Source organism: Halovibrio variabilis (assembly GCF_007991175.1).
Lineage (GTDB): Bacteria > Pseudomonadota > Gammaproteobacteria > Pseudomonadales > Halomonadaceae > Vreelandella > Vreelandella variabilis.
Genome location: NZ_BJXV01000014.1, coordinates 115,396 through 135,239 on the forward strand (window position 1 = coordinate 115,396; position 19,844 = coordinate 135,239).

19 protein-coding genes are annotated in these 19,844 nt (G+C 54.1%); 10 read left to right on the forward strand and 9 right to left on the reverse strand.

The genetic code is table 11. From position 1 onward, the window contains the following. The first annotated feature begins 59 nt into the window (after window positions 1–59). On the forward strand, window positions 60–521 hold the full coding sequence (locus HVA01_RS13375; RefSeq protein ID WP_146875906.1) for a flavodoxin family protein: 462 nt from the start codon (window positions 60–62) through the stop codon (window positions 519–521). Between the two features lie 78 nt (window positions 522–599). On the opposite strand, the gene fadA is transcribed toward HVA01_RS13375, so the two are convergent. Both fadA and fadB read right to left on the reverse strand, forming a co-directional pair. Continuing rightward, on the reverse strand, window positions 600–1,778 hold the full coding sequence (gene fadA, locus HVA01_RS13380; protein WP_146875907.1) for an acetyl-CoA C-acyltransferase FadA: 1,179 nt from the start codon (window positions 1,776–1,778) through the stop codon (window positions 600–602). 23 nt (window positions 1,779–1,801) lie between these two features. Then, window positions 1,802–4,012 (reverse strand): fatty acid oxidation complex subunit alpha FadB, encoded by a 2,211-nt coding sequence (gene fadB / locus HVA01_RS13385; RefSeq protein ID WP_146875908.1) that lies wholly within the window; start codon window positions 4,010–4,012, stop codon window positions 1,802–1,804. A 327-nt stretch (window positions 4,013–4,339) separates the two neighbouring features. Between fadB and HVA01_RS13390 the strand changes: the two genes are divergently transcribed. Both HVA01_RS13390 and slyA read left to right on the forward strand, forming a co-directional pair. Next, complete coding sequence (locus HVA01_RS13390) at window positions 4,340–5,491, forward strand: DUF5924 family protein (protein ID WP_146875909.1); 1,152 nt, start codon at window positions 4,340–4,342, stop codon at window positions 5,489–5,491. Window positions 5,492–5,567: 76 nt separating this feature from the next. Beyond that, on the forward strand, window positions 5,568–6,020 hold the full coding sequence (gene slyA, locus HVA01_RS13395) for a transcriptional regulator SlyA (protein WP_146875910.1): 453 nt from the start codon (window positions 5,568–5,570) through the stop codon (window positions 6,018–6,020). Here the strand turns inward: slyA and HVA01_RS13400 are convergent. Beyond that, window positions 5,999–6,568 (reverse strand): preprotein translocase subunit YajC, encoded by a 570-nt coding sequence (locus HVA01_RS13400; RefSeq protein WP_146875911.1) that lies wholly within the window; start codon window positions 6,566–6,568, stop codon window positions 5,999–6,001. The two genes, slyA and HVA01_RS13400, sit on opposite strands and share 22 nt — an antisense overlap. A gap of 165 nt (window positions 6,569–6,733) precedes the next feature. Between HVA01_RS13400 and HVA01_RS13405 the strand changes: the two genes are divergently transcribed. Continuing rightward, the gene (locus HVA01_RS13405) at window positions 6,734–7,186 is read left to right on the forward strand and encodes a universal stress protein (RefSeq protein ID WP_146875912.1); all 453 of its coding nucleotides are present in this window, start codon (window positions 6,734–6,736) and stop codon (window positions 7,184–7,186) included. Between the two features lie 60 nt (window positions 7,187–7,246). On the opposite strand, the gene HVA01_RS13410 is transcribed toward HVA01_RS13405, so the two are convergent. Together HVA01_RS13410 and HVA01_RS13415 are read right to left on the reverse strand one after the other, a co-directional pair. After that, window positions 7,247–9,163 (reverse strand): ATP-binding cassette domain-containing protein, encoded by a 1,917-nt coding sequence (locus HVA01_RS13410; RefSeq protein ID WP_146875913.1) that lies wholly within the window; start codon window positions 9,161–9,163, stop codon window positions 7,247–7,249. 147 nt (window positions 9,164–9,310) lie between these two features. Continuing rightward, complete coding sequence (locus tag HVA01_RS13415) at window positions 9,311–10,963, reverse strand: fatty acid--CoA ligase (protein WP_146875914.1); 1,653 nt, start codon at window positions 10,961–10,963, stop codon at window positions 9,311–9,313. Between the two features lie 206 nt (window positions 10,964–11,169). Between HVA01_RS13415 and HVA01_RS13420 the strand changes: the two genes are divergently transcribed. Together HVA01_RS13420 and HVA01_RS13425 are read left to right on the forward strand one after the other, a co-directional pair. Further along, window positions 11,170–12,033, forward strand: coding sequence for a TatD family hydrolase (locus tag HVA01_RS13420; RefSeq protein ID WP_146875915.1), 864 nt, complete (start codon window positions 11,170–11,172; stop codon window positions 12,031–12,033). A 1-nt stretch (window position 12,034) separates the two neighbouring features. Beyond that, the gene (locus tag HVA01_RS13425) at window positions 12,035–12,514 is read left to right on the forward strand and encodes a hypothetical protein (RefSeq protein WP_146875916.1); all 480 of its coding nucleotides are present in this window, start codon (window positions 12,035–12,037) and stop codon (window positions 12,512–12,514) included. A gap of 126 nt (window positions 12,515–12,640) precedes the next feature. Here HVA01_RS13425 and HVA01_RS13430 read toward each other — a convergent pair whose 3' ends face one another. Together HVA01_RS13430 and HVA01_RS13435 are read right to left on the reverse strand one after the other, a co-directional pair. Continuing rightward, on the reverse strand, window positions 12,641–13,867 hold the full coding sequence (locus tag HVA01_RS13430; RefSeq protein ID WP_146875917.1) for a permease: 1,227 nt from the start codon (window positions 13,865–13,867) through the stop codon (window positions 12,641–12,643). A gap of 127 nt (window positions 13,868–13,994) precedes the next feature. Next, window positions 13,995–14,570 carry an elongation factor P hydroxylase gene (locus HVA01_RS13435; RefSeq protein ID WP_146875918.1) on the reverse strand — a complete coding sequence of 192 codons (576 nt, stop codon included), beginning with the start codon at window positions 14,568–14,570 and terminating at the stop codon, window positions 13,995–13,997. Window positions 14,571–14,688: 118 nt separating this feature from the next. Between HVA01_RS13435 and HVA01_RS13440 the strand changes: the two genes are divergently transcribed. From HVA01_RS13440 to HVA01_RS13450, 3 genes are all read left to right on the forward strand, one after another. Beyond that, complete coding sequence (locus HVA01_RS13440; RefSeq protein WP_146875919.1) at window positions 14,689–16,107, forward strand: MATE family efflux transporter; 1,419 nt, start codon at window positions 14,689–14,691, stop codon at window positions 16,105–16,107. Between the two features lie 4 nt (window positions 16,108–16,111). Further along, window positions 16,112–17,101, forward strand: a complete 990-nt coding sequence (locus HVA01_RS13445; protein WP_146875920.1) for a DUF3080 family protein — start codon at window positions 16,112–16,114, stop codon at window positions 17,099–17,101. Between the two features lie 133 nt (window positions 17,102–17,234). Further along, a complete protein-coding gene (locus HVA01_RS13450; protein ID WP_146875921.1) occupies window positions 17,235–17,930 on the forward strand; it encodes a hypothetical protein in 696 nt (231 codons plus the stop codon). A 98-nt stretch (window positions 17,931–18,028) separates the two neighbouring features. Here the strand turns inward: HVA01_RS13450 and tusA are convergent, their stop codons facing one another. Further along, complete coding sequence (gene tusA, locus HVA01_RS13455; RefSeq protein ID WP_146875922.1) at window positions 18,029–18,283, reverse strand: sulfurtransferase TusA; 255 nt, start codon at window positions 18,281–18,283, stop codon at window positions 18,029–18,031. Between the two features lie 29 nt (window positions 18,284–18,312). Between tusA and HVA01_RS13460 the strand changes: the two genes are divergently transcribed. Next, window positions 18,313–18,597, forward strand: a complete 285-nt coding sequence (locus HVA01_RS13460) for an antibiotic biosynthesis monooxygenase family protein (RefSeq protein WP_146875923.1) — start codon at window positions 18,313–18,315, stop codon at window positions 18,595–18,597. Between the two features lie 40 nt (window positions 18,598–18,637). Here HVA01_RS13460 and rlmM read toward each other — a convergent pair whose 3' ends face one another. Then, window positions 18,638–19,708: a 23S rRNA (cytidine(2498)-2'-O)-methyltransferase RlmM gene (rlmM, locus tag HVA01_RS13465; protein WP_170243517.1), complete on the reverse strand. Its 1,071-nt coding sequence runs from the start codon at window positions 19,706–19,708 to the stop codon at window positions 18,638–18,640. Between the last annotated feature and the right edge of the window lie 136 nt (window positions 19,709–19,844).

Consider the following 19,844-nt stretch of genomic DNA (forward strand, 5'->3'; position numbering starts at 1 on the left):
TTTTCGGCACCTGACGCAAGCCAATAGATCGACGCCATATTTTAGTTGAGACGCCCTGCATGAAACAGCTATTAGTGATTGCCCATGCCCCTTCCGCCAATACGCGCCTTTTACGAGAGGCAGCCTACCGTGGCGCTTGCCATCCTGATCTCGACCAAGTGAACTGTGTGGTGAAAGCGCCCTTGGACGCAGGCCCAGACGATGTTCTAGCCTGCGACGCCCTTCTACTCGGCACCACGGAAAACCTCGGCTATATGAGCGGCGCACTCAAGGATTTTTTTGATCGCAGCTACTACGCCGTTCTTGAAGAGCAGCAGGGACTGCCTTGCGCGCTGTATATTCGCGCGGGCCACGATGGGACGGGCACCCAGCGAGCGGTGGAAAGCATCGTTACCGGCTTACGCTGGCGATGGGCTCAGCCGCCACTGATTTTGCGTGGTGAGTGGCAGGACGCCTTTATTGATCAGGTGGAAGAACTGGGGCTTTATCTAGCCGCGGGGCTGGATAACGGCATACTTTAAGAAGCTGTATAAGCGAGAACGGCACCTCGCAGGGTGCCGTTTTCTAGTGCCGTCTTGTCGCAATAAAGAGCGCGGTGGTTATTTAAGCCGCTCAAATACCGTCGCAACGCCCTGCCCCATGCCGATACACATGGTGGCAAGGCCCAGGGTGGTATCGCGCTGCTGCATCACGTTGAGCAGCGTGGTGCAAATACGCGAGCCGGAACAACCTAGCGGGTGGCCCAGGGCAATGGCGCCGCCGTGAAGATTGACCTTGTCGTCCATCGCCTCCAGGAAACCAAGATCTTTCAGCACCGGGATGCCCTGAGCGGCGAAGGCTTCGTTAAGCTCAACGGTTTGAATATCCGCCGCGGAAAGACCGGCGATTTTCAGCGCCTTCTTGGACGCGGGCACCGGGCCATAGCCCATGATTGAGGCATCGCAACCCGCCACGCCGGTCGAAAGCACCCTTGCAATAGGCTCTAAGCCCAGCGCTTGAGCGCGCTCATAGCTCATCACCGCCATTGCCGAGGCGCCCACGGAAAGCGCCGAGGAGGTACCCGCAGTCACGGTACCGTTACGCGGATCAAATACCGGCTTCAAATTGGCCATCGACTCGAGGCTCGCATCCTCACGGATCACTTCGTCGCGCTGCACCATAAACCTAAAGCCGCGCTGGTCGTGGCCTTCAACACCGATAACTTCATTGTCAAAGTAGCCTTTCTCCATGGCCGCCTGGGCGCGCTGGTGGGAGCGCACGCCAAACTTATCCTGCTCTTCCCGCGAAACGCCGTGCATTTTGCCCAGCAGTTCGGCAGTTAGGCCCATCATCATCGCCGCTTTCGCCGCGTACTTGCTGGCCGCCGGGTTAACGTCAACGCCGTGAGCCATGGGGACGTGCTCCATGTGTTCAACGCCGCCGATGATAAAGAAGTCGCCCATACCGGCTTTAATATTGGCCGCGGCGATATGCAGCGCGGTCATTGAAGAACCACACAAGCGGTTGACCGTTTGGGCCGGCACAGAGCGGGGAATGCCGGTCATAATCGCCGCGTTACGGGCAATGTTCATCGACTGCTCTAGCGTCTGGTTGACGCAACCCCAGATCACATCGTCCACTTCGGACGGGTCTAGATTAGGATTACGGGCAAATAGCGCCTGCATCACCGCGGCAGACAGGTTTTCAGCGCGAACGTTGCGAAACGCACCGTTCTTGGCTTTCGCCATGGCGGTACGGACACCGTCAACCACCACAATATCTCTCGGATTCAAACTCATCTTATTTCTCCTTTGGGTGGTGGTTAGGCCTGGGTGGCTGAATTGTCGCTGGAATTGTCGCTGGAATTGTTGCTGGAATAGAAAAGCGCGTTGTTTTGAGCCATTTGACGCAGCTTGTCGGTAGGTGCGTAAAGCGGGCCCAGCTCTTCAGCAAGCCCTTCCGCCAGCTTCACGAACTCTGCAACGCCCATTGCATCGATGTAGCGCAGCGCGCCACCGCGGAACGGCGGGAAGCCAATACCATAAATCAGCGCCATATCGGCTTCGGCAGGCGTCGCCACGATGTCATCCTCCAGGCAGCGCACGGTTTCCAGGCACAGCGGCACCATCATGCGGGCGATAATATCTTCGTCAGAGAACTCTTTTTGCTCTTTGACTACTTCCTTCACTAGGGCGTAAGCCGCTTCGTCAGTAACTTTCTTCGGCTTACCTTTTTTATCTTCTTCGTAGGCATAAAAGCCCTTGTCGTTCTTCTGGCCTAGGCGGTCATTGTCGTACATGACCTGAATGGCAGTTTTACCCTCACGCGCCATACGGTCTGGGAAGCCTTCAGCCATGACCTCATTGGCATGAACCGCCGTATCCAAACCGACCACATCCAGCAAGTAGGCAGGACCCATCGGCCAACCAAACTTTTCCATCACTTTATCCACGCGCTGGAAGTCAGCGCCCTGCTCAACCAGTAAACTAAAGCCACCGAAATAGGGGAACAGCACCCGGTTGACCAAGAAACCGGGGCAGTCATTGACCACAATCGGCGTTTTGCCCATTGCCCGCGCGTAGGCCACGGTAGCGCCAACGGCGGCGTCAGAGGTTTTTTCGCCACGAATCACTTCCACCAGCGGCATACGGTGCACGGGGTTAAAGAAGTGCATACCGCAGAAATTTTCCGGCCGCTTTAGATTTTGCGCCAGGCGGTTAATTGAAATCGTCGAGGTGTTGGAGGTCAAAATGGTGTTTTCACCCACCATGCCTTCGACTTCGGATAGCACGTTGTCTTTGACCTTGGGGTTTTCAACCACCGCTTCGACGACAAGATCGACGTTACCGAAATCACCGTAGGAGAGCGTGGGGCGAATATTGGTCAGCTTCTCCGCCATCTGCTCGTTGGTCAGCTTGTTGCGTTCTACCTGCTTGGCAAACAGCTTACGAGCTTCTTTCAAGCCTAGTTCCAGCGCTTCATCCTTAATGTCCTTCATCAGGATCGGGGTGCCTTTGGAAGCACTCTGGTAGGCAATACCACCGCCCATGATGCCAGCGCCCAGTACAGCGGTTTGCTTCACAGGCTGCGCCTGTTTTTCATACTGGCTGGCTTTCTTCTTGACTACCTGGTCATTCAGGAACAAGCCAACAAGATTAAACGCCACGCTGCTAAGCGCCAGCTTGGCGAAGGCTTTGGCTTCAATCGCCTGGGCACGATCACGCGCTTCGCCTGCGCCTTTTTGAATCACTTTGATCGCTTCGATCGGCGCCGGGTAGTGCGGGCCGGCCTTGCCAGCCACATAGCCTTTAGCGGTTTCAAACGCCATCATCTGCTCAATAGGGTTGAGCTTCAGCGGGCTGGTCTTTTCAGCGCGGCGCGCTTGGTAATCCAGCTCACCGGCATTGGCACGGTCGAGCATATCCAGCGCAGCGTCTTCCAGCTGCTCCGCCGTTACCACCGCGTCGACGGCACCCATTTTTAGCGCTGCATCGGCACGGTTTTCGGTGCCACCGGCAATCCACTCAATGGCGTTATCAGCGCCGATGATTCGTGGTAACCGGACACAACCACCCCAGCCGGGCAGAAGGCCAAGCTTGGTTTCAGGCAGGCCGATCTTGGCTTTTTCACTCATCACCCGGAAATCGGTGGTCAGCAACACTTCGCAACCGCCGCCGAGTGCCAGCCCATTGATCGCCGTGACGGTCGGGAACGGCAGGTCTTCGATGGCGTTAAAAATAGCGTGTACCTTGAGGTTCATCTCAACCAGGTACTCTTCACCTTTATCGAATAGCGTGTGAAATTCGGTGATATCGGCGCCGACGATAAACGCGTCTTTACCACTGGCAATGACTAGACCCTGTAAGCCATTTTCAGCTTGAAGGGCTTTCACTGCCTCGCCTAGCTCTGCAACCACGGCGCTTGAGAGTTTATTGACGGACTCATCTTTCAAATCGAAAGTGAGCATTGCGATGTCATTGCCACTCGGGGTGTCACGACGTGTCACCGTGATGGCGTTGCCTTGATAGATCATCCGTGCTTTCTCCACATTACGGGCTGGCTCTAAAAAGAACCCGCCACACTTTTACACGATTTTCATACGGTCGTTTGATTACATTAGCTTGGTTGAGTTGAATGACAACGTCAAGCCCAGACTTTTGGCTAATTTACCAATTTACTCAGATGCTAATTTGCTCAGCTACTAACTTGCTCAGACCAGGCCTTCCCTGTCTACGTTCATATTGCACAGCCTGTGCGGGTTAAACCAATCGTGATGAATAAAACGGATTGATAGTAGATCAGCGTTAAGCCTGACAGCCTGTTAGAATCGCGCTTCCTCTTATTTTGCAGGTTACCTTGTATGAGCACATTGCTCACGCCAGCGCGGATTGCCATTGTTCAGAACGGCATCGAAAATCTTGTTGAGCGGCTGAAACCCTGGACTTTGCTATGGCCGCCTATGGCGTTCGCGGCAGGTTTAGCTAGCTTCTTCCTAGTCGATCGCCAGCAGTGGTTAGGCGCCGCCTTGGCGCTGGGTTTGCTTTTTGCGTGGGCATTACTGCTTTCAGAAGGCTTAATCAGCCGCTGGCTCTCCAAGCGAGGGCACCCCACGCCACCGCGCGGCGTGGCAACCTTTATAGCCCAGATGATTCACCAGGAAACGCTTTTCTTCACCCTGCCGTTTATTTGGGTGACCACGGTTTGGAACAGTGGACAAACGCTGTTTGCTCTATTGGTTGGGGGCATGGCGCTACTCTCGATTATTGATCCGTTCTATTTCAAAATCGCAGAACGCTGGCGCAGCCTCTACTTTGTGTTTCATGCCCAGTGCGTCTTTCTGGTCTTGCTGGTCACGTTGCCGATTATGCTGCACCTCACCACTGGGCAGAGCCTACTGCTGGCCCTGGGCATCACGATTTTGGTTGCCCTCCCCAGTTTTTGGCACCTGCTAAAGCAGAGCTCCATAAAACGCTGGTGCGCTTTCTTTGCGCTCACGCTGGTACTTGCCTACGTCGCGTGGGTGGGACGTATTTGGGTGCCGCCGGCTAGCCTATGGATGACCGGCAGTGCGCTATCCCCGGGCTTTGATGTTGAACAGCGCCTCCCCCAAGGCTCAATGACACTGACCCCGCAGGCAATCAGCGAAAATGGCCTCTATGTCTACACGGCGATCCGCGCGCCGCGAGGTTTAAGTGAAACCATTACCCACGCTTGGCATCATAATGGGGAAGCCCTTGACGTGGTGGCGCTAAATATTGACGGCGGGCGCGAACAGGGTTACCGCGCCTGGAGTCATAAACAAAATTTCCCTGCTGACCCCTCGGGTGATTGGCGAGTCGATATCATGACCGCCAGCGGCCAGCGATTGGGTTTAATACGCTTTGAAGTGTCAGAAGACGCCGAGAAGGCTTCCCAGGCCAATGCCGACATTCATGCCAGCGGTCTAAGCGGCATGAATTTAGGGCGTTTCGTGCCAGGTAGCACTGATGATGACGCTCAACCGGCGGATTGAATGGTTATGAGCCTTGCATTCATTGGCGCAGCTTATGACAATTCGCCTACTCACACTTATTGGTAGCTCGTTAACTATGGCTTCAACGATTGGTTTTCGCATCGCACGCTTGCCGCACCTATGGCGTTCCATTCTAGATCGGCGACTGGCGCCCTTAGGCTTAACGCAGACGCGTTGGGTCACGCTCTATCATCTATGGCGTTTAGGTGAAGGACACCCCCAGTGCGATCTGGCCCGCGCCATCGGCGTTGAGGCCCCTTCGCTAGTGCGCACACTCGGCCAACTAGAAGAACAGGGCTTGGTTGAACGGCGCGCCTGCGATAATGACCGCCGCAGCAAGCGGATCTATTTAACGCCCGCTGCCATGCCGTTACTGGAGCAAATCGACAGCGTTGCTCAACAGGCGCGCAAGGAGATGTTCGCGGGGTTAAGCGAGGAGAATCTGGAACAACTCAACGATTGGCTAGCCGTCATTGAATCCAACGGGCTGGCGATTCAAGCGCGGGATCAAGATGACCCCGCTTCCTGATCATTGATTGCTCGGCTTCCCGACAGCGCGCCAACGTCGAGCGGTTTGTTGATAGGCCGATCAGCATGGCCCTGTAGCGCATCGCGCAATTGCTGAAACTCGGGCAAATAGGTCGCAAACCGCTGCGCGGTTTGTGACTCCCACCACCATAGCGTCAGCGTATAACGGTTCGACTGCACCACCAGCGCATCTTGAGGCAAGCGCTCCAGGAGTGTTTTTAAAGGCACCGTCGCCGCCTCTGGTAGCGGGCGCAAGGGCGCAATCCGCCAACGCCAGCCAGCATAGTAAGGCGCCAAGGCGTCACTGGCATCGCTATCCCTAACCAGCAGAAAATCCGGACCGGGCCTTTCCTGTGGATAGTGCCAACGATACGCAGGCATCGTGCCCCTAAAATAGTGAAGCGGCGGCTTTTCCAGCTTGATCGTGACGCCCTTGTCGGCGATATGGGCGCGAAGCGTTTGCTGACGCTTTTGCCGTGGGCTTGGTTTTAGCCACATCACCGGCGCAATGACAAGCATCAGAATAAAGACAATAATTAACCAGTCCATTTCTACATTTCCCTCAATATAAGCCACACTCAATAAACTAACCGATAAAACCATGACCTAGGTCGTTGTTAAGGCTTAATCCGTTGTTAAAACAAGTCACTCCATCTAAAGTAAAGGTCATCGTACAAAGAACTTCTTTGTTACCCACTGCCAAGGAGATACGCCATGAGCTATCACCACATTTTAGTTGCCGTTGACCTAACCAAAGATTCCCACAAGATTCTGGAACGTGCCGTTGCCATCGCTGAACGTAACGAACAAGCCAAAATCTCCATCATGCATACCCTGGAGCCACTGGGGTTTGCCTACGGTGGCGACATTCCCATGGACTTGACCAGCATCCAGGATCAGCTGGATGAACACGCCAAAAAACGCCTGGCCGAAATTGCTGACCCGCATGTTTCTGAGGCCGACCAACACGTCGTCGTGGGTATGCCCGATACCGAAATCCATCGCTTTGCCGAAGAGCATAACGTGGATCTCATTGTGGTGGGGTCCCACGGCCGCCACGGCTTCGCCCTGCTGCTGGGCTCAACCTCTACTGGCGTGCTGCACGGCGCCCAGTGCGACGTTCTTGCGGTACGTGTCGGTAAGAACGGCGAAAAAAGCGACGAGTAACCCACAGCGTTATCCGCTTACAAAAAAGGCGCCCATTGGCGCCTTTTAACGTTACTGCGTTTATTCGCCAGCAGCCATCGCTTCAAGCGACATCCAGCGCTCCATGGCGACTTCTAACGCCTTCTGCACTTTCTCAAGCGTTTGCAGCTTTGCCGTCACGGCCTCGGCGTCCTGCTGATAAAACGCCGGGTCGCCAATCTCACGCTCCAGGGCCTCTACTTCACTTTCCAGGCGCTCTATCTCCGCGGGCAACGCATCCAGCTCTCGCTGTAAATTATACGAGAGCTTGACGCTCTTTTTAGCCACTGCGGCAGGTGCTTCGGCGACTTTCTTGGACGTTTCGACGGTGGGTTCAGTGCGCTGACGCGCCGCCCCTTCCCAGGGCGCTGGGGGCAGCTTGCCACCCTGACGAATCCAGTCGGTATAGCCGCCCACGTATTCACGTACAACGCCATCGCCTTCAAAGGCCAACATGCTGGTCACCACGTTATCCATAAAGGTACGGTCGTGGGAGACCAACAGCAGCGTGCCGTCGAAGTCGAGCAGCAGCTCTTCAAGCAGCTCCAGGGTTTCCATGTCGAGGTCGTTGGTCGGCTCATCGAGCACCAGCACATTGGCGGGCTGAGTAAACAGCTTGGCCAGCAGCAGGCGGTTGGACTCACCCCCCGAAAGCGCTTTCACCGGTTGGCGTACCCGCTCAGGTGTAAACAGGAAATCCTGCAGGTAGCTCATCACATGGCGATCTTTACCGCCCACGCTGACGCGGTCACTGCCCTGAGCTACGTTGTCATAGACGGTTTTTTCCAGCTCAAGCCCGGCGCGTAGCTGGTCAAAATAAGCCACTTTGAGATTGGTGCCCATCTGCACCTTGCCTTCGCTGGGTTCCAGCTCGCCCAGCAATATCTTCAGCAGCGTTGTCTTCCCCGCACCGTTGCGGCCCAAGAAACCGATTCGATCGCCGCGCAGTACCTCAAGGTTAATATCGCGCAGTATCACCTCATCGCCAAACCGCTGGGTCACGCCTTGCAACTCAACAACGCGCTTGCCGGTGCGCTCACCACGGTCAACCGTCAGGTTGGCATTACCCTGGCGTTCGCGGCGCTGGCTGCGCTCGTTACGCATGGCTTCTAGCTCTCGTACCCGGCCTTCGTTACGGGTGCGCCGGGCTTTGACGCCTTGACGAATCCAGACTTCTTCTTGGGCGAGCTTTTTATCAAACTCGGCGTTCTCCCGCGCCTCCACTTCCAGCTCGTGCTGCTTGCGGGCTTGGTACTCAACGTACTTGCCGGGGTAGCGGCCCAGCTGGCCACGGTCTAGCTCAAGAATATTGGTCGCCAGCTTGGAAAGAAACGCCCGGTCGTGGGTAATCAATAGCACCGCGCCGTTAAACGCCAGCAGCTGCTCTTCCAACCAGGCAATGGTGTCTAGGTCCAAGTGGTTAGTGGGCTCATCAAGCAGCAGCAGGTCGGGCTCGGCGACCAAGGCGCGGGCCAAGGCGACACGCCGACGCCAACCGCCCGAGAGCGAGCTCATCTCGGCCTCGGGCGGTAAGCCTAAACGCGTTAGCACGGTGTCGATACGCTGGTGGAACGACCAGCCATCGATAGCTTCCAAGCGCGTTTGCAAGGTCGCCATGCGATCCATATCGGGGTCAGGGTCGTTAACTAAATGATCGTATTCGGAGAGCAGCGCCCCCGCCTCTGACAACCCTTGGGCCACCATATCAAAGATGGTCAGGCCCGATGACTCAGGTAATTCCTGGGCCAACACACCAATTTCAAGGCCGGGCGCACGCCAGATCGAGCCGTCGTCGGGCAGAATCTCCCCCGCCACCAATTTCAGCAGGGTGGACTTGCCGGTGCCGTTACGCCCAACCAGCGCCAGCCGCTCGCCTTTTTCAACCGTCAGGTCGGCGCGATTGAGTAGTACATGGTTGCCGTAGGCGAGTTGCAGCTGTTCGAGTCGTAGCAGGGTCACGCGGTGTCCTCCTTAATCGTAAGGCGCACAGTGTAACGCATGAGCGAGCCGGGAGGGGGAACCGAAACCGTGCTTTCAACGCAGGAAGAGACAAATCACCAACCGCTGGCCCCAAAACATGCACGGCAGGTGGTGGCTAACAAACGACTAAATTTCAGTACGAATACGTTTTTTATCCAGTTTTCCCACGCTGGTCTTGGGAATCTCATCCACAAAGCGGATAAGGCTGGGAATCGCCCAGCGGTTGAGTTTGCCCTCGATAACAAACCGCTCTAAAAATGCCTGTACGGATTCTGTGGTCGGGGGGTTATTAAGGTCCGAAGGCACGGCTAACGCCGCCGGTCGTTCGCCCCATTTATCATCCGCCACCCCAATCACCGCGACTTCGGCGATGCCTGGGCACTGACTAAGATAGCTTTCCAGCTCTAACGACGAAAGCCACTCGCCACCGGTCTTAATCACATCTTTAATACGGTCACTAATAGTCAAAAAACCGCGTTCATCAAGACAGCCCACGTCTCCGGTATGTAGCCAGCCATCGCGCCATAACTCGGCACTGCGTTTATCTTCTTTGTAGTAGGCCTGAGTCAACCAGGGCGCCTGAACACGCACTTCGCCAACGCTTTCACCATCATTGGGTAATGGCTCGCCGCCCACATCGACTACTTGAAGCTTAACCAGAGGCATCGGCAAGCCCGCTTTACAGCGCCAGGGCAGCTGAGTGTCAAAATCGGCGTCGGCGATATCCTTGGGTAGAATATCAGCAGTGAGTAGCGGGCAGGTTTCCGACATGCCATAAGCGCTGCGGGTATCAATGCCCAGTTTCCATGCCTTGCTCGCCAGCGATTGGGTCAACGCACTGCCACCCACCAACACTTTCCAGCCGGAGAGATCGACCTGTCTTGAGGCGATGGCTTCAGCACTTACCACCATATTGAGCAGGGTGGGCACGCAATGAGAAAAGTCGACTTTCTCGCTAACCAACAGTTTAACCAGCATTTCCGGCTCGTAGCGACCGGGATAGACCTGGGTAGCCCCCATCAGTGTGGCGGTATAGGGCACACCCCAGGCATGCACATGAAACATAGGAGTAATCGGCATATAGACTTTGTCGCGATTGAGCAACTCAAAGCCGGGCGACTGGAAAGTACTGGCCTCGCCCAAGGTATGTAGCACCAGTTGACGGTGGGTAAAGAAAACCCCTTTTGGGTTACCAGTGGTGCCGGTAGTATAGAATAGCGTCGCGACGGCGTTTTCATCAAAGCTTGGAAAATCGTACTGGGTGAGCTGCTGGCCGAGAAGCGCCTCAAATTCACCGACAAGCGGCAAAGTGGTGTCGACTGCCTGCGGATTTTCCTGACACAGCAGGTAGCCACGCACTTGGGCTAATTTGTCGGATAGCGGCTCAAGCAGAGGCACAAATTCTTCGTGTACGATCACAAAGACATCTTCGGCGTGTTCCATGGTGTAGAGGATCTGCTCAGGGGCTAGGCGCACATTGACGGTATGCAGCACTGCTCCGATCATCGGGATTGCAAAAAAACATTCCAGATAGCGGTGGCTATCCCAATCGAGCACCGCCACCACATCGCCTGCTTTTACCCCTTGAGACGTTAGTACGTGGGCCAGCTGGTGAACCCGTTCACGAAAGCGCTCGTAGTCATGACGGCGTTGATCTCGGTAGACAATTTGATTGTCGCCTGCCATACGCACACCTGCCTCTAGCAAATCGCCAATCATTAGCGGTGGATTTGTCGAGGAAGCCGCGGCGGGCAAAGTTTTCGGGGTAACTGAGGCCATAAATACTCCGTTGGGTTTGTTATTAGAGTTAAAGATGTTTTAGCAGCCCTTGATCTGTAGGGCAATGTCTTCGTTCTACAGCGATCAAACCAATGCTTTGCAATGCGAACAAATTACTTACCTACTCGACCCTCACAACTCACCATTAGTCGATGTCAGTGCTTACCGTTACAATGAGGGTTTGATAATTCAATGGAGAGTGACGTTTGGCTACGCCTTTCGCAGATGATTTTTTACCCGAGGCGTTACAGTTTCGCCCCGACGTTCCGTTGGTCGATATTGGCGCGAACTTAACCCATGACAGTTTCGGGCGCGACCTTGAGGCGGTTATCCAGCGTGCGCAGGCGGCACGGGTGACGACAATGATCGTGACCGGCACGGATCTCGCTCATGCCGAACAGGCGGTTGCACTAGCCAAGCAGTATCCAGGGCTCTACGCCACCGCCGGGGTGCACCCACACGACGCCAGTCACTGGAACGCCGACCTTCAGCGCGCCATGGCGGCGCTACATGCCATGCCAGAAGTCGTAGCCGTGGGCGAATGTGGTTTGGACTTCAATCGCAACTTGTCGACGCCGCAGGAACAGCAGCGTGCCTTTGAAGCCCAACTAGCCCAGGCGGTGGAGAGCGGCTTACCGCTTTTTTTGCATGAGCGTGATGCCGGCCAACGGATGCGTGAAATATTGCACACCTGGCGGGACGATATTAGCCAAACGGTAGTGCACTGTTTTACCGCCGACCGCGATACGCTGTTTGGTTATCTCGACCTAGACTTGCATATAGGGTTAACGGGCTGGATTTGCGATGAGCGACGCGGCCACCATTTACGCTCTCTGGTAAACGATATTCCACTAAAGCGTTTGATGGTAGAAACCGACTGCCCTTACCTATTGCCGCGCAACCTGCCAGCTAAATTAAAGGGCCGCCGACACGAGCCGGCTCTGCTGCCGTGGATTACGCGCGAAATTGCTCAGTGGCGTGGCATTAGCGAAACTGAACTAGCTAACGCAACAACACAAACCGCCCAGCGTTTTTTCCGTCTTCCGACGGCATTATTAGAGGAGTCATAGCGTGGACGATTATCCAGGGTTTATTGCCATTGAAACAGGCGAAGATGATGGCCTACCGCTAGCCATAGCTTGGTCGCTGCCCGATGGCAGAGTGAAGCAAACATTGATTCAGCCCGACGATAGCTGGATCAAAGAAGATACCAATGCCTTGGGCGCCTACAGCATGGAAGAGCTGGAGAGCCTGGGGGTTAGCCCCCTTGAAGTGATTCGCGAACTTGAGAACGATCACTTCTCCGCCACGCTGTATACCAGCGACAATCACAATGAAGAAGCAGCGCTGGCGCGGCTATTTGACACCTACGGCCTCGATCCTTTCGTGGAGCTAGCCCCCGCCTGCGAGCTTTATCCTTCCATTAGCGCTGGTGAATGGCACCGCCAACGGCGCGAAACCTTTAGCGAACTAGGCCTGGAGCCGATGCGCCCCGAACATGAGCTGGAAGTGATGCTGTCGATGCATCAGCGCCTGACCGAAGAGGGCTAAGCAAAGAACGATGCCGTAACAACGATGCCGTAACCGCTGAGTCCGCTTTACCCGTTTTATCCAACTTGGAGGCTGAAGTGCTTGAACAGAAGTCCTGTTACACCCGAGACAGATACATAATTACTTCTATAGCAATGGCACCACCAGCCCGCCAAACAGCCAGAGCGCTGCGACCCCCACCAGTACTTTAAGCACTTTATCAGTCATTGATGTACCACCATGGTCATGACTTGCATGCCCATGGTGTTCCTGTTTAGAGAGCCGCCATAGCCACAGCATGATAGCCGTTAAGATGGCAAAAATGATGTTAAGGAATAACTGATAGTTGACTTTAAAGAATTCACGATCACTCGGCGCCGTTACGCTTGAGAAGTCCGGCAACAGCCCCATAAATGCCAACGTGTAGTGCATGATTAGTGAGGCCGTCACAATACCTATGAGCATGAGCCCCAACAGATACAGAGCCATACGCCATCCGTAGTAAGTAGCGTTAATGCGTAGAACAGGTAGCACGACGAGATCGGAAAAGATGAAAGCCATCACCCCCGCGAAAGTAACCCCCTGCCCAAATAAAACTGCCGCCAGCGGAATATTACCCATGGAACCAATAAAGGTAAAAAAGGCGGCAAAGGGACCTACAATCGTCTGTGCCAGTACTGCCAGGAATCCGGGATTGGCACTATTCTCGCCACCTGAGCCAACAAACAGGGTCTGAAAGAAAACATCCGGTACAAAGGCAGAAATAATTCCCGCTACCGTAAAACCTATCAGTACATCTTTCCAAACCATTTGCCATTCCATGACATATGTCTGGCCAATATTCTTCCACCCTTGGAGGCTGGTGACCTTCTCCTTCCAAGTTTTATTTGCTTGTTGTCCCTCTTCATCCGGCTCCCCCAGCTTCCTGCGCGCTTGGGCTTCAAGACGGCGCGGACGGGTAATTCTGATCAACATCCAAGTGATCAAAATCAATAAAACACCTCCCACGTACTCACCCACAACGAACTGCCAGCCGAGGAAGACAGCAATCACCATGCCTAACTCGATCACCAAATTGGTAGAAGCCAACATGAAAGCCATTGCCGGTGCCAAACCCGCGCCTTTATGGAAGATAGTGCGCGTGGTCGCTAGCGCAGCAAAACTACAGGAACTGGAAATAAATCCAAAAAAGGTGCCCAATGCGACGCTGCGCGGGCCATCTTTTCCCATCACCCTCTGCATGCGTTCTTTGGTCACCAACACCTGAATAAGACTGCTGATGATATAGCCTAAGACAAATGCCCAAAGTGCCATCCAAAAGAAACCAATACTGGTCATGGCAGCTTCATTCCATGAGGTGAAAAACTCCTCCATCACAATTATCCCCGTTGATTGATGATATCAAACAACATTTAGTGCGACTAACTAGCGCCAGCTTATGTCTAGTGCTTTAAGTCGTGATGATAACTATCAACACGAAACCTAAACATAGTAGCGTAGGTCACAACTTGCCAAGGCCTTGTTCAATGGCGACATCAAGCGTTAGTCCCTGCTGATAGTATGCGCGTAAGGCCTGACGAAAGGCGTTGGCTCGGGCTGGCAAGCCCTCTTGCACGTAGCGTTGGGCGCGGGCGGCAACCCGCGCTGCAAAGGCATCACGATCTACGTCTACCTCCCCGCCTAAGTTGTCGACGCTAACGTGAAACTCGCGACCACACGCCTGGGTAAATAGATACTCCAGCGCCTGCGGCGCTATCTCGGCGTTCTCAAAAGCGACTTGCTGTTCAGCATCACGACCATCCGGCGAGTACCAATAACCATAATCTTCCAGTTGCCGACGGCGTTCCCCAGCGATACACCAATGGCTGATTTCGTGCAACGCACTGGCATAATAGCCGCGCGCGAAAATGACCTGGTGGTAGGCTATTTCACTGGTCGCCGGCCGATAGAGCGGCTCATCGCCCCCCCGAATCAACCGGGTTTGATAGCGCTGTGCAAAAATGCCGTCAAAAAGCGCGGTAATATCGTCAAGCGTCCACCGATCCTGCGTATGACTCACATTAACCTCAATGTTCATGGGTTTTGGTGCATTATACCTGCCCCGCGGCGGCAAGCTAACGACGACACGCAAAGGCGTTACTGGGGCTGCTAATATAGCCACTTTGAACACTATGTCACCCATTAGGAGCCATCAATTGGGCTTTTTTATTCAACAGGTTAAATCAGTTTACTGGCCTGAAACTCGGACATTAATGCACTTGGCGCTGCCAATTTGCGGGGCACAGCTGGCTCAAGCGGGGATGAGCGTTGTCGACGTGATGATGACTGGCCGACACGACGCCACCTCGCTCGCGGCAGTTTCGGTAGGCTCCAGCTTATGGATGCCACTGATGCTGTTTATGACCGGTACCTTAATGGGACTTACCCCCATCGTTGCGCATTTGCTGGGGGGCCAACGTCACGCGGCCATACGGCCTGCTGTCCATCAAGCGCTTTGGGTCGCTTTAGCGCTTGGCGTTATTGCAGCATTGCTGCTGTGGTTAGCCGTCATGCCGATATTTGAAGTAATGAACGTGCCGCAAGCCGTCGCAAAAGAGTCAGCGGCCTACCTTTCTGCCGCCGCTTTTGGCATGCCGGGGATTGCGCTGTTTCAGGCACTGAGGGCTTTCTCGGATGGCATGAACCATACCCGCCCGGCGCTATGGATCAGCTTGGTAGGCTTGGCCGTCAATATTCCTGCCAACTACGTATTGATCTACGGCGGCGACGGCTTAGTTGAACTCTTCGGTTCATGGATCCCCAGCAGCCTGCAACAATTACCGACCTTAGGGGCACTTGGCTGTGGTATTGCAACGGCGCTTTCTATGTGGACGATGGCCTTGGCAATGGCCTACTACACACGCCGGGGGCGTACTTACAAAAGCGTGGCTATTTGGCAACGTCTTACCGCTCCTCAATGGATGGGGATTCGTGAGCTAATCGTCGTGGGTGTCCCGATTGGCGTGGCTATTTTTGTCGAAGTCACCTTATTTACCCTGATTGCGCTTTTTATCGCCAGTTATGGTGAAGTCACCGTAGGTGCCCACCAAATAGCACTCAGTTTCACCACCATTCTGTTTATGCTGCCCATGTCGCTGAGCATGGCGCTGACCGTGCGAGTGGGTAACACCCTGGGCCAGCAGCGCTTGGCACTCGCCCGTAAAGTCGCCTGGAATGGTATTGTGATTAGCGTGATCGTCGCCGCCATTAACAGTATCCTACTGTGGGTAACGGCCGCCCCGGTGATTTCGCTTTACACCTCGAATGCTGAAGTACAGGCGCTGGCGCTTTCTATCATTGCCTTGGCTGTCCTATTTCAATTGTCTGACGCGTTGCAAGTTAATTTGGCAGGCGCGTTACGCGGCTATAAGGATACCCGCATCGTGATGGTAATCACGGTGCTCTCCTACTGGATTGTAGGTTTGGGCGGCGGCCACTGGTTGGGGTCAAGAGGCGTGGGTGACTGGGTCAACCCACTGGGGGTGCATGGCTACTGGATAGGCTTAATTGCCGGCCTGACGACCGCCGCTCTATTACTCGCTTGGCGTTTACAGCGTATTAGTGTTCAGGAGTAGTTATATGGTGCGATGGAAAAAGCTCACGGCTGCATTCGTTGTGATGATCAGCCTACTCCTTGGCTGCGGTGGCGACGACCGCGCGGACCAGCCTTGGGTGGCCTACCATCAGCAGCTCACTAACGATCTGTCGGTGGGCAATATTGAACAAGCGGAACCCGAGAATATCGGCGCTTTCCCTGAACGCCGAGCTAGGCTCATTGAGGTACCCGAAACCCGTGATAGCATTCTCAATGTGTACGCCTTACGCGAATGCCAAATCACCTCGCTGGTCGCAGCGCGCAATAACCAGCTCGGCCGCGTAGCTCCGCCCAGCCAGCAGTGGCTGTATGAACGCACGCTATGGCAACGTCTGAACAGTTGCTGGAATAGCGATATCCCCGAACAACTGAGCGATGAAAATAAAGACCGCTTGGAGTATTTGACGGCCACCAAAACAGCCCAGTTGCCCGCAGTCAGCTGGAACGCTATCTTTGACTCCAGCGAATGGGAGCAGAGCTTTTCTCGCGCCAGTCAGCCATTAACGCAGCCAGGCTTAACGGATGTCCCTCAACACCTTGAGGCGATTGATTACCTACAGCAGATGACCGAACACCAATTTGATCCCGCGTGGCAGCAAGACTCCTCAACCCTCGAAAGCCATTTAAAAACCCTGCAGGAGCGACCATTAACCGCCGAGGTTTTACGCATGCTATTACTCGCCAATCAGCGCTTAGGCGAAGCCAATAGCCTGCTTCGCCAACAAGGTGAAGAATCCTCGCACTGCTTACAGCAATGGGATACAGCATCGCTTGAGCGCTTAGCAGAGGCCGCCAACCAATGGCTTACGGCCATCAACCGCTTAATTGATACGCAGCCGGTAGATAAGCCTCGTGCGGTCCAACGCTATCAAACGCGCTGGCTATCACGCCACAATCCACAAGCCCCGTGGGCCCAATTTCAACAAGCAAAAACCCAACATGAGGCACTAAGAACGCGCTTTGCCACTTGTTGAAGCAATAAAAATTCGCACAACCCTTAACCTTATGAGCAACTTGTGCTATTGGTGAAACACAGCGGTAAATAATGAGGCAAGCCAAGAGTCTGCTTCGCCAATGTCATGACCACGCAGCACAAGGAGGGACACAATGGGCGCATCCCTGTCACCCCGCTCTGCCCAGGTCATTGATCTGGAAACTGTGCGTCAGCGTCAGCAGGCGCAAAAGTGCTTAGTTCGTTTAGCCCCCGAGCTAGATGGCCTAGAAATGGTATATCAGCTCGCTGAAAGTCCCGATACGTACTACGGCATGCCCATTTTAGCCTGGGGGTTAAGAGAGGACGGTAATGTCATTGGTTTGGTGCCGTGGATGGAAACACTGGCAGCCTGTGGTGATTTAAACAGTCAGGAGAATGGCCATTTTGTGGGTTATCGTGACCCCGAGACTGACGAAATTTTCGATACACCGCCTGACCACAAATACCATGAGCTAGTCGCGGCAGCTGAGTACTTTGATTACGAAGCATCCGGCGAAGTCACCCTCATTCAGCAAATTCCCGATACGCTTGGCACTCACGCGCTGTGCATGACCCATCCGAACGCCCCTTGGCACATGAAACCAATCTATGGGTGGCGTCTTTACAGCGATGGCAGCGTTGACGCATTGTTAGCCGACGAACAGAAGGCAACAATGACACCTATCTTGTTAAGTGATAAATGCCTCTATGGCGCTCGCACTCGTCATCAAACCGCGTATTTTTTCCAACGCCATATTGCCAATCGCATATTAGAAGAAGACCCAGCTACGCTGGACGCATTAGCGATGATGGTCGTAGCAGGCGATTGAAGCGTGTCACGTTGGAACGTACAGCGAAGCTAAAATCGAACGGTTCGATTTTAGCTTTGCCTATGCATCGCGATGCACAGCTAACGGACTCAAACGAACTAAGCCAAACGGATAAAGTACAGATAGTTATCCGCCGCTGAAGTGTCTTGCTCAAGCAGCTCATGGCCTAAAAACTGACAAAACTTGGGCACATCACGCGTGGTGGCAGGGTCAGTTGCGATCACCTTAAGCACTTGGCCCGACGTCATATCGCGTACTTTGTTATGCATCAACATAATCGGCTCTGGGCAATATAGCCCAGTGGTGTCTAATACCGCGTCAAAGCTGGGTAATGTACCCGTATTATCAGCCATTAATACCCTCGATGTAGGAAGTAGAACGTATGATTAAAGTTATCATCGAACGGCGAATCATGCCCGGTCTTGAAGAAGAGTTTGAGCAAGCAGCGCGAGAGGCAATGCATGCCTCCCTCGGTGTAAAGGGCTTCGTAAGTGGCGAAACCCTTGTGGAACGTGGCCATACCGATCGCCGACTGATGATCACCAAATGGCGCGACATTCGAGCCTGGAAAGAGTGGCATTCCAGCGAAGCTCGCGCGATGGTCATGCAACGTATTTTACCGCTATTAACCGAAGACGAAACCGTGCGGATCTACGAGTCAGGCTAGCTATTAGTCCTGCAATGGCTAATCTTTCACTGTCGAAACTTCAATTTTTAAGCCGCACATGTACCGTTACCTCTTCACGATCATGGTATAGCTGACGGCAAGTTACGTTAGCCGGGACACCGGCTTTTTCCAGCGATTCTTCCAATGTCGCCAGGCAGCGAGTGACTTCGTCCCAGCGCTTTTTCATCGGCAATTTAAGGTTAAAAATGGCTTCTCGACACCATTTTCGAATCAGCCACCGCTCAACCATGGCCAATACCCGCACCGGTTTATCAACAATATCGCAAACCAGCCAGTCCAGTCGCTGCGGCGGCTCCCAGGTAAAACCATCCTCCTTCAGATGATCTATCTGCCCTGTACTCATCAACTGTGGGTCCATAGGGCCATTATCGATGGCATAAACGTACATACCTCGCTGCACCAGCTGCCACGTCCAACCGCCTGGGGCGGCCCCTAAATCTGCCGCCTGCATATGCGGCGCAAGGCGTGTCTCCCACTCCTCCCTGGGGATAAACTCGTGCCACGCCTCTTCCAACTTCAAGGTAGAGCGGCTGGGTGCTCGAGAGGGGAAACGCAGTCGACGAATACCGTTAATCAAGTCACTACGATTGCCTGGAAAGCTCATCGCTAGCTGTACTTGATCACCATCTGTCCAGAAAATATGTAAGCGCCGCGCTCCTGCCTTACGCCTGAGTGCACCCCGCTTTTTAAGCATACTTTCTAGCGGCTTGGTAAGCGCTTTAATCAGCCCTGCCAGGGCTTTACCGTCGTTGGTATCCGGCGTTTCATGCCAAATTTCTTCAAAATTCCAGTGACTGGCTTTGACTTGCTGCAAAATCGCCGTAAGGCGATCGTCACGGGAGAGGCTAAGTGCAGGCAAAGCAGCGAGGCTTTGACGTGCGAAAATCAGCTTTTTAAACGCTGCCTGACGATGCAGGTCATTCACCGCTTCACCATCGACGCGCGTTAAGCTTACCCACCCTTCGCCGGTAGACGCCTCACAACTAATATCATGGAGTGCTGCATGATACTGCATCTCTGCCAGCGCATCATTTTCAAACCCTGGACGGCAGTAAACCAGCCACGATGTGGGTACTATTTCACTCACCACTTCACCTCAATTCCGACCATCACAAACGGTGACGGCTGCCTCATTAATTGGGGCGCATCATAGCACTTATCAAGCCCTATTTATTTCCTTGCGCCCAACAAAAAACCCCGAACACAATGTGCTCGGGGTTTTTCTG

Excerpts from the sequence above, each read along its gene's own strand:
- HVA01_RS13445 (WP_146875920.1), top strand. The coding sequence starts at position 16,112 with ATGGTGCGATGGAAAAAGCTCACGGCTGCATTCGTTGTGATGATCAGC.
- HVA01_RS13415 (WP_146875914.1), bottom strand. The coding sequence starts at position 10,963 with ATGGCCTCAGTTACCCCGAAAACTTTGCCCGCCGCGGCTTCCTCGACA.
- HVA01_RS13450 (WP_146875921.1), top strand. The coding sequence starts at position 17,235 with ATGGGCGCATCCCTGTCACCCCGCTCTGCCCAGGTCATTGATCTGGAA.
- fadA (WP_146875907.1), bottom strand. The coding sequence starts at position 1,778 with ATGAGTTTGAATCCGAGAGATATTGTGGTGGTTGACGGTGTCCGTACC.
- HVA01_RS13375 (WP_146875906.1), top strand. The coding sequence starts at position 60 with ATGAAACAGCTATTAGTGATTGCCCATGCCCCTTCCGCCAATACGCGC.
- tusA (WP_146875922.1), bottom strand. The coding sequence starts at position 18,283 with ATGGCTGATAATACGGGTACATTACCCAGCTTTGACGCGGTATTAGAC.
- HVA01_RS13435 (WP_146875918.1), bottom strand. The coding sequence starts at position 14,570 with ATGAACATTGAGGTTAATGTGAGTCATACGCAGGATCGGTGGACGCTT.
- HVA01_RS13460 (WP_146875923.1), top strand. The coding sequence starts at position 18,313 with ATGATTAAAGTTATCATCGAACGGCGAATCATGCCCGGTCTTGAAGAA.
- HVA01_RS13405 (WP_146875912.1), top strand. The coding sequence starts at position 6,734 with ATGAGCTATCACCACATTTTAGTTGCCGTTGACCTAACCAAAGATTCC.
- HVA01_RS13430 (WP_146875917.1), bottom strand. The coding sequence starts at position 13,867 with ATGGAGGAGTTTTTCACCTCATGGAATGAAGCTGCCATGACCAGTATT.
- HVA01_RS13400 (WP_146875911.1), bottom strand. The coding sequence starts at position 6,568 with ATGGACTGGTTAATTATTGTCTTTATTCTGATGCTTGTCATTGCGCCG.
- slyA (WP_146875910.1), top strand. The coding sequence starts at position 5,568 with ATGGCTTCAACGATTGGTTTTCGCATCGCACGCTTGCCGCACCTATGG.
- HVA01_RS13390 (WP_146875909.1), top strand. The coding sequence starts at position 4,340 with ATGAGCACATTGCTCACGCCAGCGCGGATTGCCATTGTTCAGAACGGC.
- fadB (WP_146875908.1), bottom strand. The coding sequence starts at position 4,012 with ATGATCTATCAAGGCAACGCCATCACGGTGACACGTCGTGACACCCCG.